Source organism: Vibrio sp. NC2, from assembly GCF_025195005.1.
Classification (GTDB): Bacteria; Pseudomonadota; Gammaproteobacteria; order Enterobacterales; family Vibrionaceae; genus Vibrio; species Vibrio splendidus.
This window is the reverse complement of the sequence record NZ_JANVFC010000030.1, coordinates 20,106-40,188: the sequence shown is the minus strand read 5'-3', so window position 1 is coordinate 40,188 and position 20,083 is coordinate 20,106. Positions and strand designations below refer to the sequence as shown.

Below are 20,083 nucleotides of genomic sequence, written 5' to 3'. Positions count from 1 at the left end.
AACGATAAATCGCATGACCACACCAGTTAAATGCGAAAGCTACGAAGGAGCTGTTTTGAAAGATTTCAATAAGCCATATATATGTGGACTGATTACGCTTGCCTTACTCGGCTGTCAGTCTGAAGACTCGACTCAAGAGGCCGTTTCGGTATTGGTTCCCTACAACATTAATGAACTACCAAAACCAAACGATGGGTATGGGTATGACGACGATGGAACAATATCCGGTGCCGGTGAAGACGTTGCCGCAATGTCATCGACCAATGATGCTTATTATCAGGACTACAACAATTCATACGCAGCCCTAGACGGCTGGGGACTTTGTGCAGAACCGATTTTAATTCCACTACAAAGTGTTAATTCTGATAAGCGTTATCCACTCAATAACGAAACCTTAGCCGGGAATGTTGTATTAATTGATGACCTAACAGGTGAGGAAGTTGTCACTCAAATATCAGCTGATGGTTCCAATATTAAAATTCAATGTGAATCAGGCTTAGCTGAGAGTCGTACTTATTCGATTGTAGTAACGGATGGGGTAAAAACTGAATTTAATGAGCCTTTAAAATCAGATGCTAGCTTTGATGATTTGATTTATTCAGAAGTTCCATTAAATAACGAAAAAGAAGAAGTTCTTCAAGAGCAAGCATTAAGCGCTATTGACTCCTATTATGCGTTATATCCAGAGAAGGGTATTCCTGTATATGCGGCACAATTTAAAACTCAGAGTGCTTATTCTCCATTGGATGCGATGAAATATAACCATGAGGCATTTGGAAGCGCTTTTACTGGTCAGTTAAATCCGATTACAGAACGGAAGAAAGATTACGATCTATATACCAAACAACTTAAAATTCCTTCCTATTTACCTTTTACTAAAGCGAGAGAATCAGAGTGTATCATTGATGAATTTGAACCGAAGGAGAATTGCCCGCCACTTTACGAATGGATTACAAACACCGACGGTGGTTTTCCTACAGAAAGAGAACCAACCCCGAAGATAACCGAAGAGTTAGATATAACTGCAGATATTTATGTTCCTAATGGATGGGATAAAAGTAGTCAGTTACCTACAGCTATTTTTATTCATGGTGTTACAGCAGAGCGTGGTACTGCTTCTTTGATGGCTGCGGAATATACGAAAAAAGGCTATGCCGTTGTTGCGATCGATATGCCATATCACGGGGAGCGAATGCGTTATGACTCAAGTCCGGAACACGTGGAAATCAGCGCGAGAGCAAACAAAGCGTTTTTCATCAACATAGATTCGCCTTTAGCACTGCGCTCTAACCTACAGCAATCAGTGTCTGACTTTTTGGGGCTTCGTTACGCGTTGAACCAAGAGCGTTGGGTGAAAAAAGATGATGTTCATTTAATTGGACAATCCCTAGGCGGAATCATGTCGGTGATGGTCAGTGAATTTAGTCAGGTAAGTCCTGATTTCCATACCAACTCTGATTTTGCATTTAATACGGTGAACTTTGTTGTTCCGGGGCAGGGGTTAACCAACTTGGTTCTGTCCTCTCAAACCCTAGGACCTGAAATGTCTGAAGGTGTTAAGAAGTCTCCAGATGTTCAGCGCGGTATTGCTGAAACTGTCATACCAGATACATGTACAGCAGAAGCAACGAATCAACAATGTATTGAAGCACTTCGAGAGTTTGTAGAGCTTTCATCTGATAACGTGCTGCTTGTTAGTCAGCTAGAGAACGACATCTTCGATTTGGTTGTGACAGACCTTAAACAAGGGGTTCAAGCAACAATTGATAGTGCAGACCCTGCTAGCTTCATCTCTCGTCAAGTTAAGGCTGAGCAACCGACTCTTTTGTTAGCTGCAGTTGGAGATTGCGGCGAAACCTGTGACGTTGGCGTTGATTACGTTCCTGATAGCGTAATTCCTAATACCGCGCCAGATAATATTCGAACTGGCACTGAGCCCTTAATTACGGCCCTTGGTTTAGACCCTATAACGGGTACAAAGCGTGATCAGATCGAACTCGGTGGAGTCATAAGAACGACAACCGGTGGACACGGTACGTATTTGTTTCCTTATGAAGGCCCCGTTGATGAAAATGGCCTACCGGGTATGCCTGGCGAAAATATGTCAGATGTACGTGAAGCCGTGACAACCCAACAATTAGCTGTTGCTTCGATGGTGATGACTGACGGTTCGCTTGTTGTCATTAATAACGAAGACCATATCGAAACAGAGGTGCCTCAAGATGAAGAATAAACTCATATTGGGCACCGCAGCTGCTCTCATTCCATGTTTAACAAACGCCGCAGGATTCCAACTTAACGCACAATCAGCAACGGGTTTAGGCCGTGCATTCGCGGGTGATGCTGTTATGGCCGATAGTGCGGCAATTGTGGCTAAGAACAGCGCTGCGATGGCTTACATAAAGCAACCAACACTCTCTGTCGGCGCTATCTATATCGATAGTGGTATTGATGTGTCGAGTGTTAGCTACACACCAATGATTGGTGATACTGAAATGTTAGATGACCAATCATTGGACGCAGGGACACTAGTCCCAAACATTCATTATGTTCACCCAATTCAAGATTCGAAATTTACCTTGGGCGCAACAGTTCATTCCAATTTCGGTACTGATGTTGAGTTTGACGAGTCGTTCGAAGCGGATGAGTTCGGAGGGAAAACAGCGCTTTCCAGTATCAATGTTGGTTTCGCTGTGGCTTACGAGTTATCTGAAAAAATCAATTTGGGCGCAGGGCTAGATGTTATCTACGGTGAGGGTGAGATATACCGTCAAAACTTGTTAAATGTAGATGCAGACGGTTTCGGTCTGGGTGCAAATGTTGGTGCGACTTACCAAGTCAACGAACATAACAAGTTCGGTATTAGTTACCGTTACAGCCCAGATATCGAAGTGGAAGGTGACATTACCAAAGGCGGTGTCCCTGCCGACAAGATGAACGTACCTCTACCAGACACTCTAGAGTTTTCCGGTTGGCACCAGCTCAACGAACAGTGGGCTTTTCACTACAGCCTGCAGTGGGTGAATTGGTCTGAGTTTGATTCATTAACGTCTGACTCTTATGACGACTCAATTAAAGAGTATCAATGGAAAGATGCAGGACATGTTTCTGTCGGTGGTACATACACCATGTCAAAAGACATCGTTCTACGAGCGGGCTACATGTACGACATTTCCCCGACTGACGAACTCACATCGCTCTCTATTCCTGATGTTAACCGTCACTGGTTAACAGTCGGAGGGACGTATAACTTCACCGATGCCAGTTCTGTGGACGTTGGAGTCGGATTTATCATCGGAGAATCACAAGATATTGACGAAAACCTGACGACGATTCCAGGAACGAGTTCCAATATAACTGCTGATGTGACTGCCGATGCTCTCTTGCTTGGTGTTCAATATCAACATCGTTTTTAACTTTTACTTTGGAGTTCAGAACGTAAAAATTTAGGAATCATATAAAAATTGCAGGGCTCGACAGTGAGTTGAGCCCTTTTCTCATTATTAGCTGTTTTAGCATTATTTAAATAGCTGGAAGCTCATTAAGTAAGAAATAGCTGCTTAGAAAAACGTTTTAATTCAGACGAATTCAAACGGTTATGGTTATTAAAAATGAAATTTACAAAGCTTAGTAAAACAATCTGTTTGGCACTGTTTGCCTTACATACCTCTCCATCGTTTGCCCAAGACTCAAACTTGATTCCTGTGACTATCGAAAAAGCGCACAAACAAGCATTCACATCTTCAATCAACGAGGTTGGCAAAATCAGGGCAACGGATTCTGCTGCATTGACATTCAGTGCCTCCGACAAAATTCTCAATATCCATTTCAAAGATGGAGATTCAGTTAAAAAAGGCGAGTTGATCGCTCAATTGGACAATACCAAAGCGAAAGCCGATCTAGACAAAGCAAGAAGCTCTCTAGCGCTAGCAAAGTCGAAATTAAAACGAGTACAAGAATTACTAAAGAAACAGCCCGACTCTATGTCTCAACAAGATGTGGAAGAACTGGGAGAGCAGGCGAATCTAGCAGCAGCGGATTACCGACAGAAAGAAGCGCTGATGAATGACTATTTATTGGTAGCGCCATTTGATGGGCAGTTAACTAATTTTACCCACTCAGTGGGCAGTAAGATTGATGGCGCAACCGCGTTGGTGAGTTTGATTAAACTCGATCCTGTCGAAGTTCAGTATTCGATTGGACAATCGGATTTAGGCAACGCAAAACTTGGGCAGAATGTCTCTATCCAAGTTGATGCTTTTGTCGATGAAGCGTTTTCTGGTGTGGTGGATTACATTGCGCCCGCGGTTGATGAGAGTTCAGGTCGCGTAGAAGTACACGCGCACGTGACCAATCCAGATCATCGCTTAGTTCCGGGCATGTTTGCCAAAGTAAGCCAAATGACGAGCGAAGACACGACTCAAATGGTGGTTTCACAAAATTCCGTTCAAGCAAAAAATGCACAACGTTTTGTATGGATTGTGAATGGCGAAAAAATCGAGCAACGCATTGTTGAATTGGGCGTGAACACTAACGATGGGTACGTCGTTGTAGAAAGCGGATTGAAACTGGGTGATCAGGTCGTAGTGACGGGACAACAGAACCTAAAGAAAGCGTCTCTAGTTAAGGTAATGAACCCTAATGCGGAGCAGAAAACGGTTGAGTTAATAACGGAGCCGGTAGATAAAGTGGTCACTAAGCAGACCGTTAAACCCGAGGTAGCAAAGACCGAAACACAGATTGATGAAGCACATCCGGTTGAGCCTTCGGTTGATTGGACGGAAGCAACAAAAGGTGTAGACGAAGCGATCAATGAAAACAGCGAGCAAGCAGAGACTAGCGCGACTGTTGAGGATTCATCGAGCGAAAGTCTAAACAAGGAAACTCACAGCAAGGAAACTTTAAGCAAGCAAACCCAAAGCAAGGAAGCCGTAACAAAGGAGAATCTGAATGAAGCTTCCTGAGATTTGTATCAAGCACCCTGTGTTTGCGTCTGTTCTGAGTATTACCATTGTTTTGCTTGGGCTTTTGTCGTTTCAAAAGCTCTCAATCCAATACTTTCCTGAACATAAAACGCCCTCAGCAACGGTAACCGCTGCGATCAATGGTGCCAGTGCTGAGTTCATGTCGCGCAATGTGGCAGATAAACTGATCACGGCGGCAACGGGCTTAGACAGCGTGAAAACCATGACGACCGACTGTCAGGAAGGAACGTGTAATCTAAAAATCATGTTTGAAGATGACATTAATGACGTCGAATACACGAGCTTGATGAACAACCTGCGTAGCAGTGTTGAAGCGATTGGTGATTTCCCTCCTAGTATGACGGATAAGCCAACGGTAACGGATGACTCTTCTGATACCAGCATGCCGAGTAACATCATCACGTTTGTGAATACCGGCAAGATGTCTAAGCAAGACATGTATGACTATATTAGCCAGCAAGTCGTGCCCCAGTTTAAGCACATACAAGGTGTGGGTGGGATTTGGGGGCCGTATGGTGGCAGTGAAAAAGCGGTTCGTGTGTGGTTACAACCTGATCGAATGATGGCGCTTAACATGAGTGCGTCAGACGTGGTCGGTACATTAAGCTCATACAACGCGACGTTTACCGCGGGTACTATCAAAGGTCAGGTGCGAGATTTCTCCATTAACCCAGTCAACCAAGTGACCAGTGTTGATGATGTGCGAGATTTGGTGGTTCGTGTCGATAACGGCAAGATCATTCGTGTCGGAGATATTGCTGAAGTCAAAATGGGCGAAGAGAGCCTTACGCCGAGCATTCTTCGTGTGGATGACAACTTAGCGATGTCGATTCAGGTACTGCCACTGAAAAGTGAAAACCCAGTCACGGTTGCCAATAAGGTTAAGAAGCAAATAGACGTGATTCAACCTCAGTTGCCTGAAGGCATTGAGATGAAGATGGTCTACAACCAAGCTGATTTCATTAAAACCGCAATTGACGAAGGCTTCATGACTTTAGTTGAAGCGATTGTTCTGGTTTCAGCGGTCGTGGTTTTGTTCCTTGGTTCTGTTCGTGTGGCTTCGATTCCGATCATTACCATCCCAGTGTGTGTGATAGGTGTATTTGCCGTCATGCATCTACTTGGGTTTAGTATCAACGTGCTGACTATCTTGGCCATCATTCTTGCAATTGGTTTAGTTGTCGATGATGCCATTGTTGTGGCTGAAAACTGTTACCGGCATATCGAAGAGGGCGAAACCCCTTTTAATGCTGCAATCAAAGGGTGTCGAGAGATCGTTTTTCCTGTGATAGCGATGACGCTCACGTTAGCGGTCGTGTATCTACCTATTGGCCTGATGTCGGGCTTAACCGCCGATCTATTTAGACAATTTGCTTTCACTTTAGCAGCTGCAGTGATCATCTCAGGGTTTGTTGCTTTAACGCTCTCGCCCATGATGTGTGCTTACTTAATGAAGCCAGTTACAAAGCCAGCAAAGTGGTACAAAAAAGTTGATGCGAAGCTGAATGTTCTGTCTGACTTGTACACCAAAGAACTGGGCAAATGGTTTGAGCGTAAAACACTGATGAGTAGTATTGCTTTGGTGTTGATTGCTCTGTCTGTTTTGGCAGTGTGGAAAATGCCTCAAGTGCTCCTTCCAACCGAAGACACTGGCTTTGTTGAGGTGACTTCAACGCCACCAACAGGGGTAGGGCGTCAGTATCACCTAGACAACAACGAGCAACTTAACAGTGTGTTCAAAGGCGATCGTTCGGTAGAGGCCAACTTGTCTTACATCGAAGGGACTCCGACCAATCACGTTTTATTGAAATCATGGGGCGAGCGTGACAAGTCAGCTGATGAACTGGTTAACGAGTTTATCGCCAGAGCGCAAAGTTCGGTCTCTGCTTATGGCATGTCTTTCAAGGTTCGCTCGGCAGATAACTTAAGCATAGCGACCAATATGATCCTTGAGCTGACGACGGTTAACCGCGACACCTCGGTGCTGTCTGAAACCGCAAGTGAGGTCGTTGAGGCGCTTGAGGGTTATGAGGGCGTGACCAACATTAATAATTCGATGTTACGCGACCAATTACGTTATGACTTGTCGATTGACCGTAATGCGATTGTGTTGTCTGGTGTTGATTACAGTAACGTAACCAACGCGTTATCGACCTTCCTTGGTTCTGTGAAGGCGGCAGATTTGCAAGCCGATGACGGTTATACATACCCCATTCAAGTTCAAGTTAACCGAAAGGATCTCGGCGACTTTAAGGTTCTCGATAAGCTGTATGTGGATTCACAGTCGGGGCAAAGGCTTCCTTTGTCTCAGTTTGTTTCGATCAAACAAGTGACATCAGAATCTAACTTTAAGACGTTCATGGGTAAAGACAGCGCTGAAATTACCGCAGATTTGATGCCCGGATACACGGCTAGTGATGTGAAAACCTACATTGATGATACGGTTCCAAGCTTATTGAAACCTGCTCAGAGCTACGAGTTCAATGGCATAGTTAAAGATTTGGTTGATTCAACCGCGGGCGCACAAGTGCTGTTCGTATTAGCGTTGATTTTCATCTTCTTGATATTGGCCGCGCAGTTTGAAAGCTTTGTTGACCCAATGATCATCTTGCTGACGGTTCCATTGTGTATCGTGGGTGCGATTTTGACGCTGTCGGTATTTGGTCAAAGTCTCAATATTTATTCGAAGATCGGGCTACTGACATTGGTTGGCCTAGTGACCAAACACGGTATTTTGCTGGTGGAGTTTGCCAACGAGAAACGCAAATCTGGCGTGAGTGCAAAAGAAGCGGCGATCAGCAGTGCGCGTTCAAGGCTGCGTCCTATCTTGATGACCTCACTGACGATGATCCTTGGTTCATTGCCATTGGCATTAGCAGATGGTCCGGGTTCGTTAGGTCGAATCAATATTGGTTTAGTGTTGGTCGGAGGTTTGACTGCCGGAACCTTCTTCTCACTGTTCTTAGTGCCAGTGGCTTACGTTGGTATGGCGAATCTAAAACAGATGGACATACTGACTCGATTGAGAACGAAACCTGCATAACTCGCTATATAGATTGACGAGTTAATTGAAGTGAAAACTAAAACGCGCCTACCATGACCATGGTGGGCGCGTTTGTATTTATTCTCTCAATTGCCGTGAAAGGCTAAGAAAGTTTGTTTCATTTAACATGATACGAAGCTGTCTAGAACGGTACGAAGCTCTCTAGAACGGCGCGAAACTGTTTAGAACTGTGCGAAATTGTCTAGAACGGTACAAAACAGTCTAGAACGGCGCAAAATCGTCATGTACCACGGTTGGTACCGTCCAACGTTGATGCGCATTTATAGGCTCTGGTAGCGAATTGTGGTGTGGTATTTGTCCACGGTCGCCATACAACCACAATACCAAGTTCGAACGTTCACCACTTGTTATCGGCAACGCCGCATGGGCAACGTTTCCTCGATGAATCATAGCGACACCGGGCGTGAATGTCGTTTCGTTCATCTTACCCGTAGCAGGGTCATAAAAATTAAGTTCTGACCCTGAAAACTCTTCATCTGGCATATTTACGTTAATGTTGAGCGTGACAGAAGACGCATCAGTATGAAGGCGCAAAGACGTATCTTTGTTCGCTTGATACTGAATCGAGAACCCAAAAGTTTGTGTATCGTAGCCCATGATTTCTGGGAACAATAAACGAGCGATAGGGCGCATGTAACTATCGAGTAAATCTCGGTAAAACGCTTGGAAACTTGGCGCTGCTAAATAACCTTCAGAACGGCTGTCTAACATCGCTCCACCACGGTTCAGCACTATGCCATATGGTGGGCGCAGCGGGATTTGAGCGTTAGAGACCGCTTCCAAGTAATCACGCAACTCAGCGAGACGTTCAGCATCAAAGAACTGGAACTTAAATACTCCAGGAGAGATCTCTTCGAGCAAATATTTTACCGCGATTTCTTTCGTTGGATTTTGCCAAGCTTCTCTGACAGCTTCACGCAGGCGGGCATCTAACAGCGAATCATCGAAATCCAATTGGCTGCCTTCCGCACTTGCTTCCCATTCTTTCCAAGCTTCGCTGAACAAGCCCTTATTGTTGTCCCAAAACTGTTGTACAGAAGGAGCTCGTTGAAGCATCGCTTCTCGTGTCGGTAAATCGATGGCGCGTGCGCGCTCTAGTTGATTAGATAACATAATGTGTTCGCTCCTTTTGTTTGCTGACGACCAATCTATTACACCAAGGTTTGTAGATAAACGGGGTGCAGGGCAAAACAGAATTAACGTTTTCTATATAATCAAATAGCGGCTTAGCGGTTCTGCTTAAGTCAATAAGCGGCAGGAATAGTAGTGATGAACAAATTACGGAGTGATGGAGAAGCTTAGACGATCATGCAAATCCTTTTGCATGATCGATGGGGGAAGCGTTATTTAGAAATCGTAGTTTAGATTCATTGAGCTGTAGATTTCGGCGTTACTTTGGTCTGATGCGACAGTAGTGTTGTAGATGTATTCGGTATCAAAAGTTAGCGCCAAATTGCCCATCAAGATGTTCTTTAGATAGCCTTTGAGGTTGTAATTGGTGTTCTCTTCACCGTAAGCCATGTTAGCCGTTGCTCCCATAGAAAACGTCTCTGTGAGCGTCAGAGAGCCATCAATATTGGCATTGACGATCAGTTCATAGTTCTCTTTGTTTGGAAACTCTTCATCAGATGACTGTCGCTTACTGATTCGGTAACCTGGACCGGCAGACCCTTGGAGTTTGATTCTTTCAGTATCATAAAAGTGGCGACCCAGTCCTGTAGCTGTTATGAATTGCTTACGATAAGTACCAAAGTGGTCGTGTTCAAAACGTGTTGTGGCGACCAAATAGGTGACTTCGTTCAGGTCATAGCTAATGCCGTAGTTGGTGGTATAACGATTAGTACCATCTTCATCATTTTCAGCATCGGTATAGTAGGTGTCGAACTGAACTCGCTGCCCCCAGTTCTCTTTTTTGTATCCAACAGAGATTCCAGAGTTGATCGACAAAGATGAGCTGGTGTTTTGCGAGTAGATAAACCCAAGCTTAGTCAGGGTTGTAAAAGGAGATTCTTCAGCTTCTTCTTTTAACTCAGAACCTTCGCTTAATACGACGTCGTCCTCGAGTACAACTTCTTCAACCTCTTCTCCAAATACGGGCATAGAGAACGCGATGAGAAATAAAGGCAGTTTTGCTCGGGATCGTGTGTATGAAACTGTATTGGTTAATGGGCGCGTTGTTTGTGAGGTAGTGTGTTTCGACATAATGATTTGGTATATAAGGTGATTGGACACGACGAACGCAAGGCTAGTCGTGAAGAGTCGTCAATGATTGAATCGAAAATGCGCGTGAGTTATGACGCGATAGGCAAAGGCGAGAAGATGGTTTTAATCGCAGAAAACCCGTTGCCTCTATGAGGGTTGAAATCTTCAATATGCACAAAGAATTCAAGTATCTCAGAGGGTTTATCATCTTCGATTAATAGGAACTCGAGTAATCCCTGTTCGACATGGCATGAAACAATGGTCTCACTCGAATAGTCAGCTAGAACCTGTTCAACATTAATTAAGACGCTCGTCTCAGGCAAGACGTTGAAAGCATGTTGCGCGCATTTAAGAATACAGCTACACACATACTCACGATATAAGGTGTTGCTTTCAGAAAGAGGCATCGTTTCAAGCTTCACTTCACCTTGGCACAATACCTTTTTCTCTTTTGGGATCACGTTGTGCTTATTAACCTGAATATTGACTTCTAACAGGTGCCCATTCTTATAGGTATTAAAGTTATGGTTTATCAGCTTGGTGTCGACTACAGCGGCGTTTATAGGGTTCTGTTGCGCTTCTGAAAGGGCAGAAAGTTTGGCGCCACTGTCGTTGTTTAAAATGCCTTTCGACAACTGATTATCTTTGGCCCAGTAGCTGTAGTGTTGAACCCAACTTATAAACTCAGTTTTGTATTGTTCGATGTCTTGTTCGGCGGCACGCTCTATATTATTGGTGAGGGTGTACAATTTCGACTTGTTGCCCAACAGCATATCTAACCAGTTAGGCTTGTACTCATCAAGCGCTCCCATGGCTTTGACTTTATGATCGAATCGGACCGTTGGCATTGCCGGCGCAGGTTCCATCGCAATCGACTCCCAATTTATTTTTGGGGTTGGAATGGTATGCACGGATTGGATTAAGTGGAGGTGCTGATTGAATAAGCTCACTTCGCTTACCGCGTCTTCAAGTTGTTTGGTATTCATTTACATTCCTGTCGACTGTTGTTCTTGTCATTTGGCGCTTAGTTTATGTTCAAAGTGCGCGAACAGTATTTAAATGAACGTGAATGATCTTTCGTGAGGTTGCTTGATATTGGTTTAGGAATATTTTGGGGAGAAAGCTAGGTTTTTGATTGAAATAACAGCATAGAAACACAGAGAACAGGCGCTCTCTGTGTTGGTCATATTGCGACTATAGAAACTCGCTGATGAGTATTATCTTTGGCGTCTTGCGACCAAAGTAAATCGGTAATCGTTAGACGTGAAGTAGTTACGGCTGTATTCAAACACCGTGTTATTGGCGAGGTAACCGCGAGTACGTTTTTCAATGATAGGCTGAGCTGGGTCAATACCTAGCTGTTTCGCAACATCTTCAGGCGGAAGAATCGGCACCAGTTCTTGCTCACTTCGATCAATCACCATGCCTTTGGTGTTCTCAATAAAGTCGTACTTTGATGTCTGCATCACTTGATAGGTGAGATCTGGAAATATGGCAACAGGTAACCAAGTTTCTTCAACCGTGATTGGATTGTTGTCTATGAAACGAACACGCTTTACGTAGAAAACCAATTCGCCTTCTTTGATATCTAAATGCTCAGACATCGCCAAAGAACACGGCTTCATTTCAAAGGCCAGAACGTCACTGTGTGTAACCACATCCAAATGCGCCCACTTTTCTTGAAAGCTCGACTGTTTGTAGATGTCGTAATTGATCTTGTTCTCTTTAACGTAAGTGCCGCTGCCTTGAACGCTTTCAAGCTCATCGTTTTCGATCAGTAGTTTCAACGCTTGCCTAACCGTCACACGGCTTACCGAGAATACTTCACGCAATTGCGCTTCTGTTGGGAGTGCTTCTCCAACTTTATATTCTCCAGAACTGATCTTTTCTCTTATTGCATCTGCGATTTGGCGATACATAGGGAGTCTTGCCATTTTTGCCTCATTTGTGCGCTAGAACAACTAGACTTTGATTAACAACCTGTACCTTAAATACGTAAATTTGCTCTATATAAGCCTTGCTTTAAAGGTTAGTGTGAGCGTCGTATCGGCGTTTTGTAGTACATATAATACAAATTAAACGATACATAACAAGCTTTCTTAAAGGATTTGCCAATACGATTTAAATACAAATTAAATACAAATATGTATTGGTGAGATCGTGATCACGGATTAAATGTCTTGAAGTTGTATTATTCTTCTCGTCGGCAGGGACGACTGTCGTACTAATCCGTGACTATGGGACAAAGGTTATGAAACTTACTACTCTAACGAATAAGTCGCTCGTAAATCTGCAAACTACGTTTAGCAGTCGAGAAGAAGCGATTTACGCACTTGCTGACCAACTGGATCAGCAAGGCAAACTGCATAACAAGCAAGAGTATCTTGATGCAGTATTTGCTCGTGAAGAGCAAGGCCCGACAGCGCTTGGCGAAGGCCTAGCAGTACCGCATGGCAAGACTGACGCGGTTAAAGAAGCTGGCTTCGCTGTAGCAACGCTTAAAGAAGACATGAAATGGAAAGGCTTGGATGAAGACGAAGATGTAAATCTTATCTTCCTAATTGCGATTCCAAATGCAGAAGCGGGTTCTACCCACATGCATCTGCTTACCGCACTGACAACTACATTGGTTGATGACGATGTTCGCGAAGCGGTATTAAAAGCGACAACGGCTGAAGAAATCTTTGCGCTTCTTGATGGCGACAATCAACAAGAAGAAAAACAAGACAACTTAGATACAAATGCACCGACAATTGTATGCGTTACTGCTTGCCCTGCAGGTATTGCTCATACTTATATGGCGGCAGAATACCTAGAAAAAGCCGGCAAAAAGCTTGGCTACAAGGTTCATGTTGAAAAGCAGGGCGCAAACGGTATTGAAGATCGCTTAACGGCTGAGCAATTAAACAATGCTGTGGCGTGTGTTTTTGCTGCTGAAGTGGCGATTAAAGAATCTGAGCGCTTTAACGGCATTCCTCGTATTGAAACGCCAGTCGCAGAACCGATTAAACACGGTGAGCGCATTTTAAACGAAGCGATCGAAGAGTCGAAAAAAGGCAACGGTGCAGAGCGTAAAGTAGCTACTGATGATAAACCGAAGAAACTGCCACTGAAAACTGAGCTCAAACAAGCACTGCTTTCTGGTATTTCTTACGCGGTTCCTCTTATCGTTGCTGGTGGTACTGTTCTTGCGGTTGCTGTTCTTATCGCGCAAATTTTTGACCTGCAAGAGCTCTACGCAACAAAAGATTCTTGGCTATGGATGTATCGCAAACTAGGTGGCGGCCTACTGGGTACATTGATGGTGCCAGTGCTGGCGGCTTACACAGCTTACTCATTAGCAGACAAACCCGCACTTGGTCCTGGTTTTGCCGCAGGTATTGCAGCAAACATCATTGGCTCTGGTTTCCTAGGCGGTGTTGTTGGTGGTTTGATTGCTGGTTACGTGATGCGTTGGGTAAAAGAGCATGTTCGCTTAGGCCCTGCGTTTAACGGCTTCCTTACTTTCTACCTTTATCCGGTGATCGGTACTTTGGTGGCAGGTAGCTTGATGCTGTTTGTTATCGGTAAACCTGTTGCGTTCCTAAACCAAGGTTTAACGGACTGGTTGAACGGGATGTCAGGCACTAACGCTCTGCTTCTAGGTGCGATTCTTGGTCTTTTTGTATCATTCGACCTGGGTGGTCCGGTAAACAAAGCCGCTTACGCATTCTGTTTAGGTGCAATGGCGAACGGTGTTTATGGCCCATACGCAATCTTTGGCTCAGTAAAAATGGTATCGGCGTTCACCGTAACGGCGTCAACCATGATCGCTCCACGCCTATTCAAAGACTTTGAGATTGAAACGGGTAAATCAACTTGGCTACTTGGCCTAGCGGGTATTACTGAAGGTGCAATCCCAATGGCGATTGAAGATCCAATCCGTGTAATCGGTTCATTCTTACTAGGCTCTGTGGTTACAGGTGCAATGGTTGGCGCGGCAGGTATTGGTCTATCGACTCCGGGCGCAGGTATCTTCTCTATCTTCTTGTTACACGATTCTGGTTTGGGCGCATTCTCTGCTGCGGCAATCTGGTTCGGTGCTGCGATTGTCGGCACAGTAATTTCAACCATTACTCTTCTGATGTGGCGTGGTCACGCTGTAAAAAAGGGTAAGTTTGAAGCAAGTACTGCAACACAGAACTAACTGAATTTTGAGTTAGCTCCTAACTCACTGCGAAATCAATATATAAAAAATAACAAACAACTGGCTGTCCTAAATACCTGTGCTCCTAACGGTTTTATTCACACAGATTCTGGGCGTGGTTTTCTGCACCCTAAATTTAGTGGCAGCCAATTTTAACCCCTTGAAAAAATTTAATTTAGTCGTATTTGGGTTCGAACTTTAGTTTTACTCGAAGCGACACATTTAGGTAAATGATTATGACTACATCACGCGTACATATTACTCCACACATGCACTGGGATCGTGAATGGTATTTCACAACAGAAGAGTCTCGTATTCTTCTAGTGAACAACATGGAAGAAATCATGAACCGTCTGGAGAGTGATCCAGAATACAAATACTACGTTCTAGATGGTCAAACAGCCGTTCTAGAAGATTACTTCGCAATCAAACCAGAGAACACAGAACGCGTAAAAGCATTGGTTGAAGCGGGCAAGCTTATTATTGGCCCTTGGTATTCTCAAACCGACACAATGCAAGTTTCTGGTGAGTCAATTGTACGTAACATGATGTATGGCATTCGAGACTGTATGAAATTTGGCGATGCAATGAAGATCGGTTACCTACCAGATTCATTCAGCATGAGCTCACAGCTGCCGATGATCTACAACGGCTTCGACATCACGCGTGCAATGTTCTGGCGTGGTTGTTCAGAACGTCATGGCACGAATAAAACAGAATTCTTATGGCAATCAAACGACGGCAGTGAAGTTACGGCACAAGTGCTTCCGCTAGGTTACGCAATTGGCAAATACCTTCCACAAGACGAAGAAGGCTTGCGTGCTCGTTTAGATAAGTACTTCCCAGTGCTAGAAAAGCCATCGGTAACGAAAGACATTTTGCTGCCGAATGGCCATGACCAAATGCCGATTCAAAAAGACATCTTTGAAGTAATGGACAAACTTCGCGAAATCTACCCAGATCGCGAATTCTCAATGAGCCGCTTTGAAGAAGTATTCGAAAAAGTAGAAGCAGCACGCGACCAACTCGACACAATTAAAGGCGAATTCAACGACGGTAAATACATGCGTGTTCACCGTACTATTTCGTCTACGCGTATGGACATCAAACTGATCCACGCTGAAATCGAAAACAAGATTGTAAATATCTTAGAGCCGCTAGCGTCTATCGCTTGGACATTAGGCTTCGAATACCACCACGGCTTGATTGAGAAAATGTGGAAAGAGAGCATGAAGAACCACGCTCACGACTCGATTGGCTGCTGTTGTTCTGACAAGGTTCACGCTGAAATCCTAAACCGTTACATCCTTGCGGACGACATGGCGACCAACCTGATTCATTTCTACAAGCGTAAGATTGTTGACCATATGCCGGATCGCGAAGGTTCCGACAAACTAGCAATGTTCAACCTTTCACCATACGAGCGTGAAGAAGTGGTTAACACGACTATCACTATCCGTGCACAAGAGTTCTCTATCTTTGATGAAAACGAAAACCCTGTTGAGTACTTCATCCAAGATAAGCGCCAAATTGACCCAGGCAAAGTAGACCGTCAAATCGTTCACTACGGTAACTACGACCCGTTCATGGAGTTTGATATTCAAATCAAACGCACTGTTCCAGCTATGGGCTTCACCACGTTACACGTTCAAGGTAACGAGAAGGGCGCAGTAAAAGTTGCTGAGCAAAAAGACTACTTGCTAGAGAACGAATACTACCGAATCAATGTAAACGACAATGGTACTCTGACTATTTTCGATAAAGAGACAGAGCAAGTGTTCGACCAAGTACTTCGTTTGGAAGACGGTTCTGATGACGGCGATGAGTACGATTACTCTCCATCTCGTCAAGAATGGTTACTGTACTCAGATGAATTCCCGGTAGAAACATCAATTGCCCACCAAGGCTTCCAATCGGTAGCGAACATCGCTTTCCGAATGAACGTACCTGCAAACCTTGCAGAGCGTGAAGAGCGCACGGGTCAAAATGGTTTTGTTGAAGCGCAATGCCAAGTGGTATTGAAGCAAGGTTCTCGCCGCATTGAAGTACGCATGGAACTAGACAATCAAGCCGACGACCACCGTGTACGTGTGTTAGTACCAACGCCATTTGTTTCTGAAACTGTGGTTGCAGATAACCAGTTCGGTTGTATTACTCGACCAACCAATGACCCAGCAATGGCGGTTTGGGAAGAAGAGAAGTGGAAAGAAGCACCGGTTCCTGTCTATCAGTTAATGAACTTTGCTGCGCTAGAAAACGGTAACGCGGGCATGGCAATCATGTCGAATGGTCTACGTGAATTTGAAGTGATTGCATCTCAAGGTGACGAAAACCGAGATACCTTCGCACTGACACTATTCCGCGGTATCGGCGTGTTAGGTAAAGAAGAGCTATTGCTTCGTCCGGGCCGTCCATCAGGCATCAAGATCCCGACCCCTGATTCACAAGTGCGCGGCAAGCTAGTGTGTGAATTCACGCTGTGTGGCTTCTCTGGCAACCATATTGACGCGAACGTCATGGCGCAAGCACGTGACAATGTCACTCAAATCGAATGCTACAACAAGATCCCTTACAACGCGATGAAGCTAAACGTAGGTGAGCAAAACCTACCGATGAGTTTTAGCCTTTTGTCTAAGCAACAATCAGGCGCTGTGCTGAGTGTGCTGAAGAAAGCGGAAGATGAAGATGCGTTGGTCATGCGTGTCTACAATCCGGCAGAAACAGGTTCAGTGTCAGATTCAATCTCCTTCACTCAAACCGTTTCAAGTTGGAAAGAGACAAGCATGGACGAGCGCGTTCGTGAAGGTGATGTAGCAATTGAAACCTTTAGTGACTTGTCTTTTGGCGACTTATCTTTTGGTGAATTGGCATCTTGCCAAGCAAAAACATTCCAAATCAAATTCTAATTTCAATCACCCGCTCACCTTGGTGGGCGGGAATGGTGAACGACAATGAAAATTGTAATTGCCCCCGATTCATTTAAAGAATCACTCGACGCGCATCAAGTTGCGTCTTGTATTGAGCGTGGATTTTCCGACGTTTTTCCTCATGCAGAGTTTGTGAAAATGCCACTCGCCGATGGCGGAGAAGGCACGGTAGACGTGTTGCTAGCGGCGCTCAATGGTAAGAAACAAGGGTTGCAAACGACGGATCCAATCGGTCGCGAATGTACGGCTTATTGGGCTTCACTTGTACAACAGGTTGATGGCAAAAGCGTAAACACTGCCTTGGTAGAGTTTTCCCAAGCGTCGGGTTTAGACCGATTAACCGTAGAAGAAAGATCACCTCTCACAGCATCGTCTTACGGCACAGGGTTGCTGATTCGAGATGCGCTAGATAAAGGCGTGGAACAAATCATCATTGGTCTGGGCGGCAGCGCAACCAACGATGCAGGTGCTGGCATTTTACAAGCGTTGGGAGGCAAGTTATTAGACAAGCAAGGCAACGAGTTATCTGGTGGCGGCGCTGAGTTAAGCCAGTTAGCAAGCATTAATCTTGATGGACTGCACCCTAGATGCAAAGAAGTTACGTTCGTGGTCGCGTGTGATGTAAATAATCCTCTGTGTGGTGAAAGCGGAGCCAGTGCCGTGTTTGGTCCGCAGAAGGGAGCATCAAAAGTTCAAGTTAAACAACTTGATACTGCGATCGGACACTTTGCCGATATCGCTCAAGCGCATACGAGAATTAATCATCGAGACACCGCTAGTTTTGGTGCGGCTGGTGGTACACCACTGGGGTTAAGTCTGGCATTCAATATCCAAATTAAAGCGGGTATTGAGATGGTACTAGATGCCTTGGATGCAGATAAGGTTCTTGAAGGTGCTTCACTGGTCGTAACTGGAGAAGGACAGATGGACAACCAAACCCTGCAAGGTAAAACACCTTTCGGTATCGCTCAGCGCGCTCAAAAGCTGAATATTCCGACTATCGGCATTGCGGGCTCTTTGGGGCAAGACGTTGAAAAACTTTACGGCTCGATGTCTAGCTTATTTGGAACCGTACGTTCACCTCAGTCTTTAGACCAAGTTTTATCAGAAGCGAATCAAAACCTGACTCGTACTGCCCGTAATATCGCCGCCACGCTCAAGCTTGGCAGCCAGATTTTTAATGAGAAGTAATTATGTCTCTATTTAAACTCGACAACGTTATTCAAAACTACGCATGGGGAAGCAAAGACTCCATCAACCAACTGTTTGGTATTGTGAACCCAAACCAAGAACCTCAAGCAGAAATTTGGATGGGTGCTCATCCTAATGGTTGCTCAAAAGTAGGCGATACCGGTGAGCCGCTTTCTCACATGATTGATGAAAATAGAATCGATGTCTTAGGTGGGTACACGGCGGCACGTTTCGGTGAACTACCTTTCTTATTTAAGGTATTAGCAGCTGAAACACCGTTGTCGATTCAGGTTCATCCGAATAAGCGTAAATCTGAATTAGGTTTTGAGCGAGAGAATGCACTTGGTATCCCTTTGAATGCGTCAAATCGTAATTACAAAGATCCAAACCACAAGCCAGAGTTGGTTTATGCGTTGACGTTCTACAAAGCGATGAATGGCTTTCGTCCAATCGACGATATTATAGCCTTGTTCGAAGAAGCGGATATTCCTTCGTTAGCGATTGAGCTTAATGTACTTAAAGCCAATGCCGACAGTGATTCTCTGAAGTATTTCTTTAGCGCAATTATGTCTCTTGAAGGTGACCGCAAAGTGTCTGCGCTTAATGAGCTTTATGCTGCACATGCGCGACCAGCTAAAACGGTCATGGGGCGTGAAGCTCTGCAATACAGCATTGAATTCAAACAGCACTATCCGGGTGATATTGGTTTGTTTGCACCATTGATGCTCAACACGGTTGAACTGGCGCCCGGTGAAGCGATGTTCCTGTTCGCAGAAACACCTCACGCTTATGTTCAAGGCACAGGCTTGGAGATCATGGCAAACTCAGACAATGTGCTGCGTGCCGGTCTCACACCTAAATACATAGACGTTCCTGAGCTTATCGACAACACGATCTTTGAGCCGATTAAGCCAGAAGATATTCGCCTTAAGCCTGTATTGAAAGAGGGCAAGATGAGCTATCCGATTCCTGTGGATGACTTTGGATTTGATATCTTATCTGCGACTGATGAGAGCAAGTCACAGTATCTACGTAGCGCAGAGATCTTGTTCTGTGTGGAAGGAGAGGCGACCGTCACTTCTGAAGAACGTACAGTATCACTTAAGCCCGGAGAGTCGGTCTTTGTAAGCAGTAATTCAAGTGTTTACCAATATCAAGGGAATGGCATTTTGGCTCGTGCTTTTAACTAGTGCCCCCGTGCTAGCGATCAGCAAAAGAAATGTCAGAGTGCCACTGTAAAGAGGCACTCAATATTGGATTGATGGTTGTTATACCAATCACAGTAAGTAAGTGATCAGAAATAGCGCAGGAAAAAGACTTGAGAACAAGGCAGAATTTTTCGATAAGTAGTTATTCTACAATCAAAAATTCTAACGCAGTTATCAAGTTTTTGAACCAGCTAGGCTGACAGTTATTTACTACGATTGGTATTATCTATCTGTCTTTGACAGTCATGATTATTGACCATACCCGCTACTCTGGCGGGTTTTTTCATTATTAGAATGAGCAGATATAAGCCTGTAGAAAA

At 44.6% G+C, this 20,083-nt stretch carries 12 protein-coding genes; 8 read left to right on the top strand and 4 right to left on the bottom strand.

Annotated features, from left to right (window positions below; translation table 11 throughout):
• Nucleotides 1-13: 13 nt before the first annotated feature.
• From NX845_RS22285 to NX845_RS22270, 4 genes are all read left to right on the top strand, one after another.
• Nucleotides 14-2,233 carry an alpha/beta hydrolase-fold protein gene (locus NX845_RS22285; protein WP_065682455.1) on the top strand — a complete coding sequence of 740 codons (2,220 nt, stop codon included), beginning with the start codon at nt 14-16 and terminating at the stop codon, nt 2,231-2,233.
• Nucleotides 2,223-3,416, top strand: a complete 1,194-nt coding sequence (locus NX845_RS22280) for an outer membrane protein transport protein (protein ID WP_102447739.1) — start codon at nt 2,223-2,225, stop codon at nt 3,414-3,416. The genes NX845_RS22285 and NX845_RS22280 overlap by 11 nt, the downstream gene beginning before the upstream one ends.
• A 195-nt stretch (nt 3,417-3,611) precedes the next feature.
• Nucleotides 3,612-4,964 (top strand): efflux RND transporter periplasmic adaptor subunit, encoded by a 1,353-nt coding sequence (locus tag NX845_RS22275; protein ID WP_260257171.1) that lies wholly within the window; start codon nt 3,612-3,614, stop codon nt 4,962-4,964.
• Nucleotides 4,951-8,028: an efflux RND transporter permease subunit gene (locus NX845_RS22270; protein WP_260257170.1), complete on the top strand. Its 3,078-nt coding sequence runs from the start codon at nt 4,951-4,953 to the stop codon at nt 8,026-8,028. The genes NX845_RS22275 and NX845_RS22270 overlap by 14 nt, the downstream gene beginning before the upstream one ends.
• Before the next feature lie 222 nt (nt 8,029-8,250).
• Here NX845_RS22270 and NX845_RS22265 read toward each other — a convergent pair whose 3' ends face one another.
• The 4 genes from NX845_RS22265 to NX845_RS22250 all read right to left on the bottom strand — a co-directional run bounded on the left by NX845_RS22265 (nt 8,251) and on the right by NX845_RS22250 (nt 12,185).
• Complete coding sequence (locus tag NX845_RS22265; protein WP_260257169.1) at nt 8,251-9,162, bottom strand: 2OG-Fe(II) oxygenase; 912 nt, start codon at nt 9,160-9,162, stop codon at nt 8,251-8,253.
• Between the two features lie 234 nt (nt 9,163-9,396).
• A complete protein-coding gene (locus tag NX845_RS22260) occupies nt 9,397-10,149 on the bottom strand; it encodes a YdiY family protein (protein WP_065682460.1) in 753 nt (250 codons plus the stop codon).
• Between the two features lie 191 nt (nt 10,150-10,340).
• Nucleotides 10,341-11,237, bottom strand: a complete 897-nt coding sequence (locus NX845_RS22255) for a hypothetical protein (RefSeq protein ID WP_065682461.1) — start codon at nt 11,235-11,237, stop codon at nt 10,341-10,343.
• A gap of 231 nt (nt 11,238-11,468) precedes the next feature.
• Complete coding sequence (locus NX845_RS22250) at nt 11,469-12,185, bottom strand: GntR family transcriptional regulator (protein WP_065682462.1); 717 nt, start codon at nt 12,183-12,185, stop codon at nt 11,469-11,471.
• A gap of 317 nt (nt 12,186-12,502) precedes the next feature.
• Between NX845_RS22250 and mngA the strand changes: the two genes are divergently transcribed.
• The 4 genes from mngA (at nt 12,503) to manA (ending at nt 19,745) form a co-directional block, all read left to right on the top strand.
• Nucleotides 12,503-14,437 carry a PTS 2-O-a-mannosyl-D-glycerate transporter subunit IIABC gene (mngA, locus tag NX845_RS22245; RefSeq protein WP_102441289.1) on the top strand — a complete coding sequence of 645 codons (1,935 nt, stop codon included), beginning with the start codon at nt 12,503-12,505 and terminating at the stop codon, nt 14,435-14,437.
• 236 nt (nt 14,438-14,673) lie between these two features.
• Entirely contained in the window at nt 14,674-17,343 is a 2,670-nt protein-coding gene (mngB, locus tag NX845_RS22240; RefSeq protein ID WP_065682464.1) for a mannosylglycerate hydrolase, read from the top strand.
• A 45-nt stretch (nt 17,344-17,388) separates the two neighbouring features.
• Nucleotides 17,389-18,555 carry a glycerate kinase gene (locus NX845_RS22235; RefSeq protein WP_065682465.1) on the top strand — a complete coding sequence of 389 codons (1,167 nt, stop codon included), beginning with the start codon at nt 17,389-17,391 and terminating at the stop codon, nt 18,553-18,555.
• Between the two features lie 2 nt (nt 18,556-18,557).
• Nucleotides 18,558-19,745 (top strand): mannose-6-phosphate isomerase, class I, encoded by a 1,188-nt coding sequence (gene manA / locus NX845_RS22230; RefSeq protein ID WP_065682466.1) that lies wholly within the window; start codon nt 18,558-18,560, stop codon nt 19,743-19,745.
• Nucleotides 19,746-20,083: the final 338 nt, after the last annotated feature.